Below are 17551 nucleotides of genomic sequence, written 5' to 3'. Positions count from 1 at the left end.
CCTACTCTGGGTACCGCGTAAGCCACACACGGCGACAGCCGGAAGCGCACCGCGCGAGCATGCCCGTCCGCCCTGGGGCGGGTGTGCCGCGACCAGGGCGGCGAGCCACCGGCGATCCGTGACCACCGAGCACGAGTCATCGAGCGGAGTCCGCCATGCCCGAAATCCCCCACGTCCCCGCCTCCTGGCACTTCCCCGCCCACCCCGCGTCGGTGATGCGTGCCCGGCACGCCGTCGCGCAGGCGCTGCCGAAGGGGCTGCCGCCCGGCCTGAACGATGATCTGGGGCTGCTGACGTCCGAACTGGTCACGAACGCCGTCCGGTACGGCGCACGCACGGCGGACGACCTGGTCGAACTGGTCCTGTGGCCCGCCGACGGCCACTACTGGCTGGCCGTGTCCGACACCGGGAACGGCTGCCGCAAGCCGGTTCCGACACGCCCCGACGCGGACGCCGAGTCCGGCCGGGGACTGCTGCTCGTCGACCGGATCGCGGCGGCGTGGGCGATCAGGCCGCGTCCGGTGCACGGCACCTCCGTCGTCGCCGGACTGCCGTTCCACGCGGACATGTCACCGCCCCGGTGACGGTCCGAGCGCCACCGGGGCGGGATTCAGGTATTGCGCGCCGGGGGTCAGTGCCGCCCGTGAGCCGTACTCGATGCGCCGCCGAAAAGGCGGGCGACCGCGCGGAACGGCAGTGTGACGACCGTGGCCACAGCGCCGCCGATCTGGCGGAGGACGTCTGCGACAGCTCTCAACATGGCTTGACCTCCCGAGGTAGGTCACCCGGCCGGGTACGGCCGGATGGTGCCCTGTTCTGCTTCGTACAGTTACGGATGCCGCGTACGGCAGCGCGGAAACCCCCTTTTTCCGCCACCTCCCCGCACCCACCGTCACCGGCGAGCCCCATCTCGCGATACGCGCACCGGAAGGCTGTGGCGCCTCGGGGAACCGGCCCCGGGGCGCCACAGGAGCGGTCAGACGCCGAACGCGGCCGGGTACTGGATGGTGCCCGCCGGGACGGGGCGAGTGTCGTCCAGAGCCATGGCCATCATGGCCTCGTCAGGCACTTCGAAGGGGGCTCGGATGCCGAAGCGGGAGGCCGGCGTGAAGCCGAACCGGGGGTAGTAGTCGGCGTGTCCCAGGACGACGACCAGGTTCTCTCCCATGGCCCGGGCGGCGGCCAGGGCGGCGCGGATGGCCGCGGAACCGGCACCGGCGCGCTGGGCCGAGGGCCGCACCGCGCACGGGGCCAGGGCGAGGGCAGGTCGACCGTCGACGCGGCAGCGGGTGAGCAGCGCGTACCCGACCGGGGTGCCGTCGGGGCCTGCGGCGACCATCGACAGGCTGTCGATCCACGCCTGCGGGTCAGCGCGCAGGGCGTCGACGATGTCGGCCTCGGCGGCGGTGGGGAAGGCCTCGAGGAGGACGTCTCGGACGGCGGGGATGTCGTCGGCGGTTTCGGGACGGGCGGTCCAGGTGGTCATGGTTCCGTTCTCAGTGGTGGTGTCGTGGGGGCGGAGGACGTAGGCGGCGTAGTTGTAGTCGCTGCCGTGTTCGCGACGCATGTCGATCTCCGCCCGGTGTGCGGCCAGGGCCTCCGGCATGCCGGGCCGCTGCGGGTCCGCTCGGGCCAGGCGCTGGGTGAGCGGCGTGTAGTACTCGTCCCACCAGTCGCTTTCCGGCAGCGGCCAGTGCGCGCGGAGGTGATAGCCGGCGGCCTGCGCGGCGTCGGCGTTCGCGGCGTGGGTGCGCAGTGGGTAGGCCGCGTCCCAGTAGGCGCGCACCGGGGCAGCGGGGTCGGGCGTGGTCCACTCGATCTCGGTGACGGCGAGGACGCCGCCCGGGGCGAGCAGGCGACGCCAGGCCCGCAGGGCGACGTCGAAGCCGACGGTGTACACGGACCCCTCGGCCCAGATCACGTCGAAGCTGTGATCGGGGACGGGCAGCCGGTCCATCGAGCAGTTGACGACCGTGACCCGGTCGCCCAGGCCCCGGCGGGCCGCCTCGGCGGCGAGGCCGTCGAGGAAGGGCTGGTACAGGTCGACCGCGGTCACGTGCGCACCGGCTTCTTCCGCCAGCAGGAGGGTGGAGCGGCCGGGGCCGCAGCCCGCGTCCAGCACCCGCGGGCACTCGGGCAACGGCCCGGCCATCTCCAGCAGGCGCCGTGTGGTGGCGTCCGATCCGGGGCTCTGCCGGGGCAGATCGTGGTGCAGGGCGAAGAACGCCTCCGTCACCGGGTCGGTGCCGGGAGCACGGTCGGGTGTGTCGGTGTCGTTCACAGCTGACGCTCCCGGAACCGATAGGTGGCACGCAGGTGCCGCGTGATGTTCTTCTCGACGGCCTCGCGGTCGGTTCGCAGCCGAGCGTCGGTGCGGGAGGCTGCGTAAGCGTTCTCCCTCAGCAGTCGGCGGTAGCTGTCCAGACGGCGCTGAGGAATTTCGCCCGCCTCCACGGCGGCCAGCACCGCGCAGCCGGGTTCGCTCACGTGCGCGCAGTCCGTGAACCGGCAGTCCTGCGCGAGATGTTCGATCTCGGCGAAGGTCTGCTCCAGCCCGTCCTGGGAGTCGTGCAGGCCGATCGCGCGCAGACCGGGGGTGTCCAGCAGGACCCCGCCGCCGGGCAGCGGAACCAGGTCCCGCCATGCGGTGGTGTGCCGCCCCTTGCCGTCCACGTCGCGCACGGCGGCGGTCGCCAGCCGGTCCTCGCCCAGCAGCCGGTTGCCCAAAGTGGATTTACCCGCGCCGGAGGAGCCCAGCAGCACGACGGTGCCGTCGAGGACGGCCGTCAGGGTGTCCAGGCCCAGCCCGGTCACAGCGCTGGTGACCAGCACATCTGTGCCTGGTGCCACCTCGGACACCTCGGCCGCGGCCAGTTCCGCGTCGGCACACTGGTCGGCCTTGGTGAGCACCACGACCGGCCGGGCGCCGCTCTCCCAGGCCAGGGCGAGCATGCGTTCGGTCCTGCCGTGCTTCAGCGGGGCACCCAGCGACACCGTCACCGCGACCGTGTCGATGTTGGCGGCCAGGACCTGGCCGCGGGAGGTACGCGAGGCGGTGGACCGTACGAGGGCGGTGCGTCGCTCCAGCACCGCGTGCAGCACTGGTCCGTGATCGCTGGTGGCAGGACGCAGGGCGACCCAGTCGCCCGTGCATGGCGGCGACAGCGGATTCTTCCGATCGGCGGCACCGAAGATCTCCGCACGGAGGATTCCGGCATCGGTGACTGCTTCGCACGAGCCGCGTTCGGCTCGCACGACACGGGCCGGGATCGAGCCGGCGTCGCGATGGGGTGCGAAGGCGTGCTCGCACGCCTCGTCCCAGCCGTAGTCCGCCAGGGAGTACGGCTGAGCATGGTGGAAAGCGGATGGAGACAACGTAGAGACCCTTGAACAGGGACCCCGTTGAGCGCGAAGCTCCGCCCCCGTGAGCCATCGGGCTCGGGCGGGGGGTGAACGTCAGGTCAGACCGGGGCCCGGGACGTGAGGATGGTCCGGTGTGCGCTGCGCACGGCAGCGGCCTTCACGGCAGTCATCAACTCACCTCCCCTTTCCAGTCCCGCAGTTGACCCGGTTGTCCCTGCTCCGCCCACGCTAGCACGTCCGTTCCACCGGCGTCGGACAATGCCGGGACGGGGCTCCGCCCCGGCGGCGCCTGCCCTCAGCCCCGGCCTCAGCCGGCCGCGGCGGCGAGCCGCGCGGCCGGCCGGTGGATCCGGTAATCGGGGGCGGCCAGCAGCGGAAGCGCACCGGTCAGCTCCAGGATCCGGTGCGCGGACGGACCGGCCACCCGTATCGTCACGGTCTTGCCCTCACGCGACGCCGCCCGGCGCGCGGCGAGCAGGACGTTCAGGGACGAGCAGTCCCAGAACGTGACGCCCGCGAGGTCGAGGACGACGCCTCGGGCGGCATCCCTGAGTCCGCCGCTCAGCTCCCGGTGCAGCAGCTCGCGGGTCTCGATGTCGAACTCGCCGCGCGCCACGACGACCGTCCAGTCACCCTCCGGACGGCTGCCGACCACCCCCGGGCAATGCGGCGGGGTCCCCGCCTCCTGAACACGCCCCGTCGTATCCACCCTCTCCCACGGCACCCGCCCGGCCCTCCCTCACTGCGTCACGATCGAACGTACGTCATCAGGTACACGAAATATATGTCACGTATTTGAGTTCCGCCATGGTCGGCCTAAGATTCACCCATGGTTGGAGTTCCGGAATCTCACAACGGATGGACGTTCATCACCAACCACGCACGCGTGCTGGCGGCCGTCGCCGAAGATCCGAACGTCCGTGTCCGTGACATCGCCGCCCGCTGCCGCATCACCGAGCGCGGAGTCCAGCGGATCATCGCCGACCTCGAACGCGACGGGTACCTGTCCCACACGCGCGAGGGGCGGACCAATACGTACCGCGTCGAGCCGGGCAAGGTCCTGCGCCATCCGGCGGAGGCCGGCCGCACCGTCGCCTCCCTGCTCTCCGCGCTCATCGAGGACGAGGCGGTCCGCGGCACGCAGACAGCGTCGCGCTGACCCGTCGCGCCCGCTGTCCGACCTCCCGGTTACGGTCTGCCGTATGGATCAGGACGAGCTCATCGCCGAGCTGGAACGGGCCGGCCACGACAAGGAGCTGCGGGCCCGGGCCGTCCGTCGTCTCGCCGAGCCCGGTGCCGCTGCCGTGCCCGGCCTGCTGGCCGCGCTGACCACGGTGGACCGGTACGTCATGTTCGGGCTGCAGGAGGCCCTGCGCCTGATAGGCCCGGCGGCCTTCGACGCCACCGTGGCGGCCCGCGCCAGGGCCGAGAAGGTGCCCGACTGGTGGGAGCTCGGGCACGTGCTGCGCGGCTTCGACGAACGGTGCCTCCCGCAGTACGTGGCCGCCCTGTCGCACCCCATGGGCGAGATCAGGACCCAGGCGCTGGGCGGTCTGGAGAAGCTCGGCGAGGCGGCCGCCCCCGCCGTCGCCGACGTCCTCCCGTTCCTGGACGACCCGGACAGCTACACGCGCTACGTGGCGGAGAAGGCCGTCCGGGCCATGGGGCCGCGGGTCTGTCCCGAGCTGCGCGCGGTCCGCCGCAACGGCCCCGCCAAGCTGCGCGGACACGCGTTGACCGCGCTGGCCACCGTGGCCGGCGAGGACGGGCTCGACGCTCGGGACCGGCTCGCGCTGGAGCGGCTCGTCCGCATCAAGCTGGCCGACGACATCCCGAGCAGCCTGCCCGACCACCGCTGGCTGGCGGTCCGAGGCGCGGCGTACGAGGGCCTCTTCGACGTCATGGGGCTGCACGACAGGCGGCCCTGCACGATCGCGATGGGGCTGTCCGCCATGGGGCACGACATCGCCCGCGTGCCCGGCCCCGACGGCACGGAGCGCGTGGCGTACCGGGTCTTCGTCACGCCGGAGCTTGACGGCTGGCGGCTCGTCTACGCCGACACACCGCTGTGGGAGATGCACTGGGACGTCGACGACCTCCTGCGCCGCCTGAGTGCCGCATGCGGTGAGGCCCAGTTCTTCTTCCAGGACACGCACAGCGACTCGATGGTCTGGTCGGTCGCCGTCGACGGAGCCGTACGGCGCAGCTACTGGCGTTACGGGGACCCGGAGTGGGAGGGCGAACCCCTGGACTGGGAGGAACCGCTCAGCGCCGGCCCGGCCTTCGACCCCGAGGACGACCACGACCCGAACGCCACCCTCGCCACCGACGCGGGCTACGCCGCCATCGCACTCTCCCTCGACCCGACCGGCGTGTGCGAGGGCATGCCCATGAGCGGCCACGGCTGGCTGGCGGTCACCGAGAAGGGAGTGGGCCACGGGCCGTTCACCGGCGCACTGCACATCTGAGGAACGGACGGCGGCCGCCCGGCCGCTGGAGCGTCTTCCACGTCGCGGACGAGTACGCGTCCGGCAACCGGCCGGCCCCCGACAGCTTCTAGGCGCGGTAGCCGCCACCGGCGTAACGGCGCAGGTCGCGGCGGCGGACGGTGCGCAGGCTGCACGCCTCCCCCACGCCGCCGCCGTCCTCGATGAGCGCCATCAGCGCGAAGAGCACGTAGCCGACGAGCCAGCGGGCCACCGCGCGCCAGAACCCGGGCCGCCCGCCCTCGGGCACCCGGACCACCCGCAGCCCCCACACCAGCTTGCCGATGCTGGCGCGCAGCACCCACATGCCGAACACGTGGTTGACGAAGGAGAAGGCCAGCGCGCAGCCGACGAACGACAGCGCCACTCCCCCGATGTCGTCCGGCGCGTACACCTGCGCACCGGCGATCCCGGCCCCCAGGGCGAGCAGTACGTCAGTGGCCGTGACCAGCAGCAGCCAGCCCTCGTCGGCCTCGTCGGGTATCGATGCCATGTCCCGTCCCCCGTTCCTCGTACGACAGGAAAAATCTACGGGACCGCTCCGACGATCAGGTACCACCGGAGTCCGCGGAACGAGGACAGCGCCCCGCCGCCGGTTCGGTCAGGGCGTGGGGAGCCATTCGATGCGTTCGCGGTTGAGCAGGTACTTCGGCAGGTGCGGCTGCCGCTCCGGGTCGATGGGGAAGCCGCCGTCGAACGCGAGACTCGCCATCGCCAGGACCCCGAGCGGCACGCGGGCACGCGGTACCGGCGACTCGCCCCAGTACGCGGCGTGTTCCGTGAGCGCTTCCGCGAGCGTCTCGGCGAAGGCGTTGAAGTTCCGTGTGATGAGGCGGTGGAAGAGCGCGACCGGCTGGTAGTCGACGGCGTTCACGAACTCCACCGGCGCGTGCGTCACCTCGTCGGGGGCGGACGTCTTCATCGTGTCGCCCAGCGCCTCCGCGACGAACTCCATGGAGTCGTCGTCACCGAAGTACAGCCGCAGGGCGTTGACCCAGTGCAGCACGTACGCGTCGACGGTGTCGTCCTGCCGCAGAGTCTCCAGCGGCACCCGGCACAGGCGGCTGATCCGTTCGGTGTTGCGGCAGATGACCGCGAGGTAGAGGGCGTCGAGCCAGGCGCGGGCGTCGGCCGGCGGCGCGGTGGGGGTGTCCGGCAGCCGCAGCACGCGGTCCTCGCCGAGGTGGCACTCCTGAGCCCGCGCGCCGGTGAACAGCGCGGTGCCGAGCTGCGTCGCGACGGCCCAGCCGTCCCAGGTGTCGGCGAGAGCCGCCCTCGGATCGGCGGCGCAGCCGGCCAGCGCCAGGTCGACGGCGGAGGCGAAGGCCCCGGCCAGGCCGGCGGTGGAGCCATCGGACAGACCCGTTATCGCGTCGGCCGTGGCGTCGTTGAGCGCGGCGGTGTCGGGAGCGGGGGCCGCCGCGGTGGCGCGGGTGGCGAGCCGGCCGGCGCGGTCGAGCCTGTCGAGCCCCCTCATGAGGCCGAGCAGCCGCTGCGGCGGGCGGACGGAGAAGGAACGGGTCTCCTCGTCGATGACCGTGAGCGACGTGAGGCTGCCGCGGTGCCACCAGTAGAGCCGCGGGGACAGCGCGCCCGGCCCGTCCTCGTAGGCCCCCAGCGCGTACGCGGCGAGCCCGTTGACGGCGTCCACCACGGTGCCGTCGGCGAGCGGGTGGTACACCAGGTTGTGACGGCTCGGCATGACGACGAGGGCACCGGCGCGCGGCAGTTCCTCACCGGTGACCCGTTTGACCGCGGCGGACAGGAACAGGGCCTGGCTGCCGATGAAGTGGGAGTCGCCGTGGAACGAGTGCAGGATCGTTCCTTCGTGCGGGATCTCCTCGTGGGTGACGGGCACGCGCATCAGGTTCGCGTACGCCGCCCGCCCCAGCTCCTCGATCCCCACGCGCTCGACGTCCCGGTCGGTGAGGATCCGGACGTCGGTCGGCCGGTCGAGGGCGTAGGCGAAGACGAGGCCGTCGGCGACGACCCGCGCGTACCTCATGGCACCGGCGATGTCGGGCGTGATCGAGTCGGCGGGCAGCAGCCGGGCGTACGTACCGCGCAGCAGTTCGCCGGCGTCGGGGGTCTGTTCCGGGTTCATCTCCCCGACCCTACAGAGGCGTTCACCGGCCACGTCCCGGGGCGCGGCTCACCGTGGAAGACCTGCCGGGTGCGCATCCGCGGGTCCCGCTGCCGGCGAGCCGCCGGAAGCCGTCCGATCCCCGCGGGCTCCGGATCGAGCCCGACGGCTTCGCACAGCTCGCCGTGGAGGGAGGGCGGGAAGTGCAGGTCGAGGAGCAACCGGGCGATGCCGGGCAGCAGCTCCGTCTCGCGCCGCACATGACGCCCTGCGCACCAGGATCACGCCCCAGAGCCCCCGGGCAGGGTCGGACGGCCGAATCACCCTGGCCGAACTGTCCGCCGGTCCGCACGAGGTGCGGCGCAACGAGGAGCACAGCGGCTACGACGAACACCTCGAACGTGCCCGCAGGCTCGATGTGCTCCAGCGGGCCGAGAACGAGTTCGACCCCATCCCGTTCGACGCCGAAGCGGCCCGGATCTACGGCCGCATCTGCGCGGCCGTGATCAGTGCGGGCCGCAAGCCGCGCCGCCGGGTGGCCGACCTGATGATCGCCGCCATCGCCGTGGCCGAGGGTCTCCCGCTCTTCACCACCAATCCCGCCGACTTCAAAGGGCTGGGCGACTTCCTCACCGTCGTACCGGTCACCCGCCCAAAGGTGCCCCACGAAGCCTGACACCGGGCGACGGGCGCAGCGCGCTTCATGCGCACTCCCCCCCCGCCACCATGTCATGACCCATGCCGCGCTCGAGACGTCCGGCGAGCCCGCCCGTCCGTCATTTGCCCTTGAGGATCTGGTCGACGTGCCCGCCGACCGAGCAAGGCTCCTCCGTTCACATGAACGAAGGAGCCAGGAAAGCCTCACCTGCACTGGTTCGCTGTGCCCCCGGCAGGATTCGAACCTGCGACACCCGCTTTAGGAGAGCGGTGCTCTATCCCCTGAGCTACGAGGGCGGGGAGGTGTGTGCCGTCCGTCAGTGTAGCGGGCGTCTCAGTCGTGTGTCGGGGTGAGGTGGGTGCGCAGGAACGCGATCGTTCGTGTCCATGCCAGTGCCGCCGATGCCGGGTCGTACCCGTCGGCGCTCGTGTCGTTGAAGAACGCGTGGCCCGCCGGGTACTCGTACAGCGATGGTGTGCGCCCCGTCATGCGTCTCAGGGTCGTGTGCAGGTCGGCCACGGCTTCCAAGGGGATCGTCCCGTCCCGCTCGCCGTAGTGACCAAGCACCTCGGCCGGCATGTCCGTGTAGTCCGGGGCCGGGTCGGGGAGGCCGTAGAACGGGACGGCCGCCTTCACCCTGTGGTCCGCCGCCGCCAGGTGCAGGACGAACGCGCCGCCCATGCAGAAGCCGACCGCTCCCACCCGGTCGCCCGTCGTCGCGGGCAGGCCGGTGAGGTGGTCCACGGCGCCGGCGAGGAGGCGGACAGCGCGGTCCGCCGGCAGGTCCGCCTTCATGCGCGCGGCTTCGGCCGCGTCGTGGGTGACGCGGCCGCCGAAGAGGTCGGGGGCGAGCGCCGTGAAGCCCTCGCGTGCGAAGCGTTCGGTGACGTCCGCGATGTGGTCCGTCAGGCCCCACCATTCCTGGATGACGATCAGACCGGGGCCGTGGCCCGACGGGGGTTCGGCGAGGTAGCCGTGCGCGGTGGTGCCGGCGCTCGGGAAGGCGGTGTTCTGGCGGGCGGGCATGCCGGGAGAGTAGACCGCCGGACGGGCGCCGCCGGGGTGGCGCGGCGCCCGTGCCGGTCGGAGGTCACGCGGTCGGCAGGGCCAGCGCGACGCCGAATCGTTCCTGCGGGTCGGTCCACCAGTGGTCGAGGGTGAAGCCCGCCGCCGACAGCTCGTCCGCCAGGCGTTCGTGGCGGAATTTGACGGAGATCTCGGTACGGATCTCCTCGCCCCGCGCGAAGTCCACGGTCAGGTCCATCGCCTTCAGCGCGACGGAGACCGGCACACGGGCGCGCAGGCGCATCTCCATGCGTTCCTCCTCCGGGTTCCACACGGCCCGGTGGTCGAACGCGCCGGGTTCGAAGTCGGCACCCAGTTCGCGGTTGAGGACGGTGAGGAGGTTCTTGTCGAAGTCGGCCGTGACGCCCTGCTGGTCGTCGTAGGCGCGGACCATGCGGGCGGGGTCCTTCACCAGGTCCACGCCGAGCAGCACCGCGTCGCCGCCGGTCAGGGCACCGCGCAGGCGGGAGAGGAACGCGGCGCGCTGCTCGGTGTCGAGGTTGCCGACCGTCGAGCCGAGGAACGCCATTAGGCGCGGGCCGGCCTCCGCCGGGGACGGGATGGCCAGGTCCTGTTCGAAGTCGGCGAGCACGCCGGTCACGGCGAGGGCGGGGTAGGCGCGTGCGATCGACTCGGCGGCCTCGCCGAGGGCCGCGCGGCTCACGTCGAGGGGTACGTAGCGCTCCAGCGTGCCGGCGGCGGTGAGGGCGTCGAGGAGGAGGCGGGTCTTGTCGGAGCTGCCGGAGCCGAGCTCGACGAGGGTGCGCGCGCCGGTGAGTTCGGCGATCTCGGCGGCGTGGGCGCGCAGGACCATGCGTTCCGCGCGGGTGAGGTAGTACTCGGGGAGGCGGGTGATGCGGTCGAAGAGGACGCTGCCGCGCGCGTCGTAGAACCACTTGGGGGACAGCGTCCTGGGGGTGGCGGTGAGGCCGGCCTCCACGTCTTCGCGCAGAGCGCGGTGGTAGTGGTCGGCCGGGAGGCGGTCGTCGACGGTGTACCGGCCGGTCATGGGCGGGCGGTCCGTGAGGGTGTGTGAGTTTGTCATGGCTTGCTCCTCACAGGGGCTTTATGTCCGGTGTGCTCTGATGGGCCGTGGAGTCGGAGGGGACGGCGGGGACTGTCGGGAGGGGTGGGGCGGTGAACAGCGTGCGATCGGGGATCTCGTGCCAGTCGGTGTGGTCGGGCGGCGGTTCCGAGGCGACGGTGAGCCGGCCTCCGGCGGCGTGGTACCAGAGCGATTCGCCGTGGCGTACGGCGGCGAGGGTGCGGCCGTCGGTGAGGAGGAGGCTGAGGCGGGCGCCGGGGCGTACGGAGCGGACGCGGTGGACGACGTCGGCGAGCGCGTCGGCGGGCGTGAGGCCCGCGGTGAGACGGCGGTTGGTCATGAGCCAGAGGAGCGCCGAGTCGGTGCGGGCCTCAAGGCCGAGCAGTTCGGACGCGGTGAGGGGTTCGCCGGTGTCGGCGGGCAGGGTCCCCCACGCCTCCACCGTGCCGTTGTGGCTGAACAGCCACCGGCCCGTGCCGTAGGGCGCGGGCGCGGTCTCCTCACGACCGGTCCCGGGCGACGCGGCGCGGACCGCCGCGAGGACGGCGCCGCTGCGCAGCACGTTCAGCAGGCCCGGGAGGTTCGGGTCGTTCCAGATGGGGATGGAGCGGCGGTAGCGCACGGGTCCCCGGTCGTCCCCGGGCGGGTACCAGCCGATGCCGAAGCCGTCGGCGTTGACGGTGCCGTGCGTCTGGAGGCGGGGGTTCCACGACTGCTCGTAGAGGCTGTGCGGTGGCTCGGTGATCAGTTCGGCGAGGGTACGGGGCGGGCCGAGGTAGGCGAGGTGCCGGCACATCAGCGGCCGGTCCCCGCGTCGCGGCAGGTCCGGAAGCCGGCGAATATCTGCCGCCGCACGGGCAGGTCCCAGTTGCGGAACGTGCCACGGCACGCGACCGGGTCCGTGGCGAACGAACCGCCGCGCAGCACCTTGTGTGCCGGCCCGAAGAACACCTCGCTGTACTCGCGGTAGGGCGTCGCCGTGAAGCCGGGGTGGCCGGTGAAGTCGGTGGCGGTCCACTCCCAGACGTCGCCGAGCAGTTGCCTGGCGCCGCACGGTGCGGCGCCCTGCGGGAAGGAGCCTGCCGGGGCCGGCTGGAGGTGGTGCCGGCCGAGGTTGGCGTGCTCGGGCCCGGGTGGCGTGTCGCCCCAGGGGTGGCGGCGGGAGCGGCCGGTGGCCGGGTCGTGGCGTGCCGCCTTCTCCCACTCCGCCTCGGTCGGCAGCCGGCGTCCGGCCCACCGGGCGTAGGCGTCCGCCTCGTACCAGGAGACGTGGACGACCGGCTCGTCCGGCGGCACGGGTTCGGTGCGCCCGAAGCGGCGTCGCAGCCAGCGGGTGCCGGAGCGCCGCCAGAACGCGGGGGCGTTCCAGCCGGTCCGCCGCAGGTGGCGCCGCCCGTCGGGGTGCCACCAGCGCGGGTCGTCGTAGCCGCCGGCGTCGATGAAGCGCTGGTAGTCGGCGTTGGTGACGGGGACGGTGTCCAGCCAGAAGGGGGCGACATGCGCGGTGTGGGCGGGGCGCTCGTTGTCGAGTGCCCACGGGTCGGCGAGGGGGTCCGTGCCCATGGTGAACGGGCCGCCCGGCACGAGGACCTCGCGCGGGAGGCGGTCGGCGCCGGCCGGGGCGGGGTGCGGCGCGGGGGCGTCGAGGACGGCGGGACCGCGCCGCACCTGGTGCGTGGCGAGCATCGTCTCGCCGTGCTGCTGCTCGTGCTGGGCGACCATCCGGAAGAGGAAGTGACCGGTGGGCGGCGTGCGGGAGAGGACGGCGAGCGCCTGCTCACGGACGTCGGCCGCGTACCGGCGCGCCTCCTCGGGGCCGAGGAGGGGCAGTGCCGGGCGGTCGGCGCGCGGCGTGCGGAAGGCGTCGTAGAGCGGGTCGAGTTCCGGGTGCAGCGGGGGCAGGCCGCCCGCTGCGCGGACGAGCCAGATCTCCTCCTGGTTCGCGATGTGGGCGAGGTCCCAGACGAACGGGGACATCAACCGGGAGTGCTGTGCCGTCAGTTCCGCGTCGGTGAGGCAGTCGGTGAGCGCCAGGGTGCCTCGCCGGGCCGCTTCGAGCGCGTCACGGACGTGCGGTGCCGGGGTGCCGGCGGCCGGCGGGGCGGGTGCGGTGGAGGGCGGTTCGGGGGCGAGCGTGTCCTCGCTCATCGGGGGCTCCTCGGGGCTCCGCGGGAAGGTCCGGTCGGGGGGGCGCGGCGTGTCACGCCCCGGTGGCGTCGAGCCGGTCGTCGGCCGGGCATCTGCCGCGTTCCGTGTACCGGTCGGCGAACGCGGCCACCGCCTCGTGCAGGGGCGCGTCGCCCGGGTCCCGGCCGAGCGCGGCCCCGGCCGCCGCCAGGCAGGCGCGGGCCGCCGGGCCGATGAGCGGGTCGGCCGGGCCGTTGCGCGCGGCCCGCAGCCACAGGTCGGGGCGGGGCAGCGGCCCGCCGTCGGTGAGGGGCTCGGTGGCCCGGTGGGCGGCGCTCGCGGCGGCCGGGTCGTCCAGCAGTGTGCGGGCGACGGCGAGCGGGACGATCCAGCCGTCGCCCGGCTGGGCGTCGATCATGCGGAGTTCGAGCCAGCCGCGCGGCCGGACCGGCGGGAAGAGGGTGCCGAGGTGGTAATCGAGATCCGCGAGGTCCGGCGGCCGTTCTGCCGCGATCCCGCGCACCCACGCGCGGAACGAGTGGGCGCGCGGCGCGGTCCATGGCGCGGGCGGTGTGCGCCGCAGGCACAACAGGGGCGCGTCCAGTGCGTAACGTGCCCACGCGGCCCGCGGATCGTCGTCCGTGCCGCCGTCGTCGTGTCCGTGGTGGACCGGCCGGGTGCGGCCGGGGTCGATCCGCGCCCAGACCGCCTGGCGGGTGGACCGCCAGCCGGTCGGGCGGCCGCGCCACAGCGGCGAGTTGGCGAACGCGGCGGTCAGTACGGGGCCGATGCGGTGGGCCAGCCGCCAGCGGAAGCGGTACCCGGCCGGGCCGTCGGATTCGTCCCCGGCGTCCACGCAGACCTGGACGGACGCGGTGGCCCGCATCATGACGCGGCCGGCGGCGCCGAACCGGTCGAAGTAGCGCTCCATCGCGCGGTAGCGGGCGCCGTCGAGGACGCGGGGCGGCTGCCGGCGCGGTTCGAGTCCGCTGCCGTCCGGCACGAGGCCGGCGTCGGCCAGTGCAGCGCGCAGCCGGTCGGCGTCGGCCGACGTGGCGCGGACGCATGCGGCGAGGCCGGTGGCCGGCCGGCTGCTCAGTTCGATCTGACCGCCCGGTTCACGGGTGATCCGGCCGCCGCCGGGCAGTGCGCCGGGCGCGGCCAGCGGTGCGAGGGCGGCGTCGACGAGCGCGGGGGACACGGGCCGGTCGGCGTCGCGGGCGTCACGCACCAGCCACTCCAGTTCCACGCCGGTGTGCCGGGGCGTGCCGGCCGCGAAGGCGACGGACGCGACGTGGGCCTCGGCGGCCCGTTCGTCCAGCGTCCCGGGGTTGGCCGGCGGCGGCGCGTCGGGCGGGGCGGCGCCTGCCGCGGAGGGGACGAGCGCACCGGAACCCGGGTCCTCAGGCATCGGCCACCTCCGCTCCCCGTTCGTCCGGTATGTCCTGCTCGTGGACTCACCGTACGGCGGAGAGCGGCGGTCGTCGTGCGGCATGGGGCCGGGCGGGTGTCATCCGTCCGGAGCCGTGACCGATGGCCTCGCCGGGCGGCAGTCTGCCGCCGGTGGGCAGGAGAGCGGGTCGGTGGCACGGCTGCCGAGGACCGGCGGGCGCGTGAGGCTGCCGGCGAGCACGACGTACGACCGTACGCCGCCGGGTGGCCGGGCCGATGTCGGGCAGCGTGGTGGGAGAGACGTGGGACCGGGGTCCGTCCGGCGGCCCCCGGACCCTGGGGCCGTCGGCAGGCGTTCCTGCGTGTTCGCGCGCCACCTCTCGGACGGGCGGGGACGGCGGCGGGGCGGTGGGCGGTCCGGCCCGCCGCCCCTTCGCCGGGCTCAGGCGGCCAGGCGGCGGACGGCCAGTTCCGCGTAGAGCGCGGCGCCGTCCGGCAGCACCGACTCGTCGAACGCCGCGAGCGGCGAGTGGTTGCCGGGCGCGCTGTCCGGGTCGCGGCCCTCCAGCGCGGCGCCGAGGAAGACCATCGCCCCCGGCACGGCGTCGATCACGCGGGAGAAGTCCTCGGCGCCGAGCTGCGGGTTCTCCATCGGCTCGAACCGCTCGTCGCCGTGCACCTCCCGCACCGTGTCGGCGGCGAAGGCGGTCTCGGCCGCGTCGTTCACCGTGACCGGGTACTGCTCGGAGAACTCGGCGTCCACGTCGAGACCGTGCGCCGCCGCGATGCCCCGGCACACGGCGAGCGTGCCCTCGCGCAGCGTGTCCCGCACGTCGGCGGAGAAGCAGCGGATCGTCGCGGAGAACGAGGCGGTGTCCGGGATGATGTTGGTCGCCGTGCCGGCCTGGAAGCGGCCGACGGTCAGCACGACCGGCTCGAACGCGTCGAAGCTGCGCGTTACGAACGTCTGGAGCGCCGTCACCATCTCGCACGCCGCCGGGATCGGGTCCTTCGCGCGGTGCGGCGCCGAGCCGTGGCCGCCGGCGCCGCGCACCGTCACGTCCAGCACGTTGGACGAGGCCATGGTGGGGCCGCCGCGCGCCACGAACTGCCCCCGCCCGTGCGTGTTGGACAGCACGTGCAGCGCGTACGCGGCGACGGGCCGCTCGCCCGCGGCGTCGAGCACGCCCTCCTGCAGCATGTGGGCCGCGCCGTCGTACCCCTCCTCGCCGGGCTGGAACATGAACACCACGTTCCCGGCGAGCCGGTCGCGGTGCGCCGACAGCAGGCGCGCGGCGCCCGCCAGCATCGTGGTGTGCAGGTCGTGGCCGCAGGCGTGCATCCGGTCGGCGGCGGCGGCGAACGGCAGGCCCGTCCGCTCGGCGACGGGCAGCGCGTCCATGTCACCGCGCAGCAGGACGGTCGGCCCGGGGCGGGCGCCGCGCAGCACCCCGGTGACGGAGCTGAGCGACCGGCCGGTGGAGATGTCGAGCGGCAGGCCGTCCAGGGCGGCGAGGACGGTCTCCTGCGTGCGGGGCAGGTCGAGTCCGACCTCGGGGACGGCGTGCAGGTCGCGGCGGAGCCGTATCAGGTCGTCGGACAGGGAGTGGGCGTCGTCGAGAAGGTTCACCGGGAGCCTCGTCTTCCGTGCGCGCGGGGGAACGTCCGGCCGTCCCGCCCCCGCCCCGGGTGGCGGGCCGCGGGGTCACAGCACCTCGGGTCTCTCGGCGCCGCGGACGACCGGCGTCAGGATCGTAGCGTTCCCCTCAGGTTGTGTCGCCGCCCTGCCCGCACTGTCACTGACGCGGATGAGCAGCGCGACCAGCAGGAAGTTCGCCACCGCCGACGACCCGCCCTGCGCGAGGAACGGAAGTGCCTTGCCGGTGAGGGGGATCAGCCCGGACACCCCCCCGGCCACGACGAAGACCTGGAGCGCGAGGACGGTGGACAGGCCGGCCGCGAGGAGCTTGCCGAACGGGTCGGTGGCGCCGAGGCCGGCGGCGAAGCCCCGCTGGATGAGCAGCCCGTACAGCAGGAGGACGGCCGTCGTCCCCGCGAGGCCGAGTTCCTCGCCGACGGTGGCCAGGATGTAGTCGCTGCGGCCGGCGAAGCCGATGAGCCACGAGTGGCCCTCGCCGAGGCCGGTGCCGGTGAGGTGGCCGGCACCGAAGCTGAAGAGGGTCTGCGCCGACTGGTCGGAGACGAGGCCCGGCGGGCGCCGGTCCTCCGGCAGGAAGTACCCCATGGGGTGGAGCCACGCCTGTACGCGGCCCTTCACGTGCGGCTGCGTCGCGGCCACGACGACCGTGCCGACGGCCGCCATGAGGCCGCCGAGGACGAGCCAGCCGGTGCGCCGGGTGGCGATGTGCAGCATCACGACGAAGACGCCGAAGAAGATCAGCGACGTGCCGAGGTCCCGCTCGTAGAAGAGGACGACGAGGCTGACGGCCCAGACGAGGAGGACAGGCCCCGCGTTCCTGCCGCGCGGGAGGTTCAGGCCGAGGAAGCGGCGTCCGACCAGGGCGAGCGCGTCGCGGTTCGCCATCAGGTAGCCGGCGAAGAAGACGACGATCATGACTTTGACGAACTCGCCCGGTTGCACGGACAGCGGCCCGATCGTGATCCAGCGCTTCGCCCCGTAGATGTCGGCGCCGAAGAGGGCCGGCGCCATGAGCAGGGCCATCGCCACGGTCATGCCGAGGTAGGTGTAGCGCTGGAGGACGCGGTGGTGGCCGACGAGGACGAGCGTCACGATCAGCAGGCCGGCGCCGACGGCCGTCCACACGGCCTGGGCGGGGGCCATCGCGTCGGAGCCGTAGTGCTCCGCGTAGGAGTGGTCGAGGCGGTCCACCAGGACGAGGCCGAGGCCGGTGATCATCACCGTGATGGGCAGGAGCAGGGGGTCGGCGTACCGGGCGAAGCGGCGGATCGCGAGGTGGGCGGCGAGGGCGGCGGCGCCGAGGAGGCCGGTGTACGCCGGCAGGCCGGTGGGTACGGAGCCGGTCATCGCGAGACCGGCCGCCGCGTGGCCGCCCGCCGCGACGGCGATCGCGAGCAGGACGAGCCACAGCTCGGTTCTTCGGCGCCGGGTGGCCCAGCGACGGCCCTCCGGGCTCCCCTGCCACCGGTACTCGCGCATGTTCTCTCCCCGCCCCCTGGCACCGATCCGCGTCCGGAGCGGAGCGGTCCGAGCGGCAACCTACCCGCGGCGCGGGGCGGCCGTCACCAGGATGCGCGACGCGGTGGCGCGCCCGGGGGGCGGGCGGCCCGGTGGCGTCGAATGAGCTGTTCGGGTGGCGGGTACCCGGAAGCAACTGAGCCGGGACGCCGTT

16 protein-coding genes, 1 tRNA gene and 2 pseudogenes are annotated in these 17551 nt (G+C 73.5%); 4 read left to right on the top strand and 15 right to left on the bottom strand.

From position 1 onward, the window contains the following. Positions 1-155 precede the first annotated feature (155 nt). Positions 156-584, top strand: coding sequence for an ATP-binding protein (locus EMA09_RS18150; RefSeq protein ID WP_129842065.1), 429 nt, complete (start codon positions 156-158; stop codon positions 582-584). 47 nt (positions 585-631) lie between these two features. Here EMA09_RS18150 and EMA09_RS29300 read toward each other — a convergent pair whose 3' ends face one another. The 4 genes from EMA09_RS29300 to EMA09_RS18135 form a co-directional block, all read right to left on the bottom strand. Continuing rightward, complete coding sequence (locus EMA09_RS29300; protein WP_276324189.1) at positions 632-760, bottom strand: LPFR motif small protein; 129 nt, start codon at positions 758-760, stop codon at positions 632-634. A 216-nt stretch (positions 761-976) separates the two neighbouring features. Beyond that, entirely contained in the window at positions 977-2281 is a 1305-nt protein-coding gene (locus tag EMA09_RS18145) for a bifunctional class I SAM-dependent methyltransferase/N-acetyltransferase (protein ID WP_240796456.1), read from the bottom strand. Then, positions 2278-3375, bottom strand: a complete 1098-nt coding sequence (gene rsgA, locus EMA09_RS18140) for a ribosome small subunit-dependent GTPase A (RefSeq protein ID WP_129842064.1) — start codon at positions 3373-3375, stop codon at positions 2278-2280. Before rsgA ends, EMA09_RS18145 begins: the two co-directional genes overlap by 4 nt. Positions 3376-3670: 295 nt before the next feature. Next, entirely contained in the window at positions 3671-4018 is a 348-nt protein-coding gene (locus tag EMA09_RS18135) for an STAS domain-containing protein (protein WP_168220757.1), read from the bottom strand. A 174-nt stretch (positions 4019-4192) separates the two neighbouring features. On the opposite strand from EMA09_RS18135, the gene EMA09_RS18130 reads away from it, so the two are divergent. Both EMA09_RS18130 and EMA09_RS18125 read left to right on the top strand, forming a co-directional pair. Further along, the gene (locus EMA09_RS18130; RefSeq protein ID WP_129842062.1) at positions 4193-4522 is read left to right on the top strand and encodes a helix-turn-helix domain-containing protein; all 330 of its coding nucleotides are present in this window, start codon (positions 4193-4195) and stop codon (positions 4520-4522) included. Between the two features lie 43 nt (positions 4523-4565). Then, positions 4566-5831 (top strand): hypothetical protein, encoded by a 1266-nt coding sequence (locus EMA09_RS18125; RefSeq protein WP_129842061.1) that lies wholly within the window; start codon positions 4566-4568, stop codon positions 5829-5831. 88 nt (positions 5832-5919) lie between these two features. Here the strand turns inward: EMA09_RS18125 and EMA09_RS18120 are convergent, their stop codons facing one another. The 3 genes and pseudogenes from EMA09_RS18120 to EMA09_RS18110 form a co-directional block, all read right to left on the bottom strand. Then, positions 5920-6342 carry an RDD family protein gene (locus EMA09_RS18120; RefSeq protein WP_129842060.1) on the bottom strand — a complete coding sequence of 141 codons (423 nt, stop codon included), beginning with the start codon at positions 6340-6342 and terminating at the stop codon, positions 5920-5922. 108 nt (positions 6343-6450) lie between these two features. Next, positions 6451-7953: an immunity 49 family protein gene (locus EMA09_RS18115; RefSeq protein ID WP_129842059.1), complete on the bottom strand. Its 1503-nt coding sequence runs from the start codon at positions 7951-7953 to the stop codon at positions 6451-6453. Between the two features lie 71 nt (positions 7954-8024). Beyond that, a pseudogene (locus EMA09_RS18110) lies at positions 8025-8192 on the bottom strand (restriction endonuclease); the annotation flags it as partial. A 59-nt stretch (positions 8193-8251) separates the two neighbouring features. Here EMA09_RS18110 and EMA09_RS18105 point away from each other — a divergent pair. Next, positions 8252-8608 (top strand): annotated as a pseudogene (locus tag EMA09_RS18105) (type II toxin-antitoxin system VapC family toxin); the annotation flags it as partial. A gap of 205 nt (positions 8609-8813) precedes the next feature. Here EMA09_RS18105 and EMA09_RS18100 read toward each other — a convergent pair. From EMA09_RS18100 to EMA09_RS18065, 8 genes are all read right to left on the bottom strand, one after another. Next, positions 8814-8886, bottom strand: a tRNA-Arg gene (locus EMA09_RS18100). A gap of 37 nt (positions 8887-8923) precedes the next feature. Next, positions 8924-9616, bottom strand: a complete 693-nt coding sequence (locus tag EMA09_RS18095; RefSeq protein WP_129842058.1) for a dienelactone hydrolase family protein — start codon at positions 9614-9616, stop codon at positions 8924-8926. Positions 9617-9680: 64 nt separating this feature from the next. After that, a complete protein-coding gene (egtD, locus tag EMA09_RS18090; protein ID WP_129844112.1) occupies positions 9681-10664 on the bottom strand; it encodes an L-histidine N(alpha)-methyltransferase in 984 nt (327 codons plus the stop codon). A gap of 46 nt (positions 10665-10710) precedes the next feature. Continuing rightward, entirely contained in the window at positions 10711-11496 is a 786-nt protein-coding gene (gene egtC / locus EMA09_RS18085; RefSeq protein WP_129842057.1) for an ergothioneine biosynthesis protein EgtC, read from the bottom strand. After that, positions 11496-12848, bottom strand: a complete 1353-nt coding sequence (gene egtB / locus EMA09_RS18080; RefSeq protein ID WP_129842056.1) for an ergothioneine biosynthesis protein EgtB — start codon at positions 12846-12848, stop codon at positions 11496-11498. Before egtB ends, egtC begins: the two co-directional genes overlap by 1 nt. Positions 12849-12900: 52 nt before the next feature. Further along, entirely contained in the window at positions 12901-14238 is a 1338-nt protein-coding gene (egtA, locus tag EMA09_RS18075; RefSeq protein ID WP_168220756.1) for an ergothioneine biosynthesis glutamate--cysteine ligase EgtA, read from the bottom strand. Positions 14239-14661: 423 nt separating this feature from the next. Further along, positions 14662-15849, bottom strand: a complete 1188-nt coding sequence (locus tag EMA09_RS18070; protein WP_129842054.1) for a M20 family metallopeptidase — start codon at positions 15847-15849, stop codon at positions 14662-14664. A 75-nt stretch (positions 15850-15924) separates the two neighbouring features. Next, positions 15925-17358 (bottom strand): FtsW/RodA/SpoVE family cell cycle protein, encoded by a 1434-nt coding sequence (locus EMA09_RS18065; protein WP_129842053.1) that lies wholly within the window; start codon positions 17356-17358, stop codon positions 15925-15927. Between the last annotated feature and the right edge of the window lie 193 nt (positions 17359-17551).

This window comes from Streptomyces sp. RFCAC02, assembly GCF_004193175.1.
In the GTDB taxonomy this organism is placed as follows: Bacteria; Actinomycetota; Actinomycetes; order Streptomycetales; family Streptomycetaceae; genus Streptomyces.
This window is presented reverse-complemented; position numbering and strand designations above follow the sequence as displayed.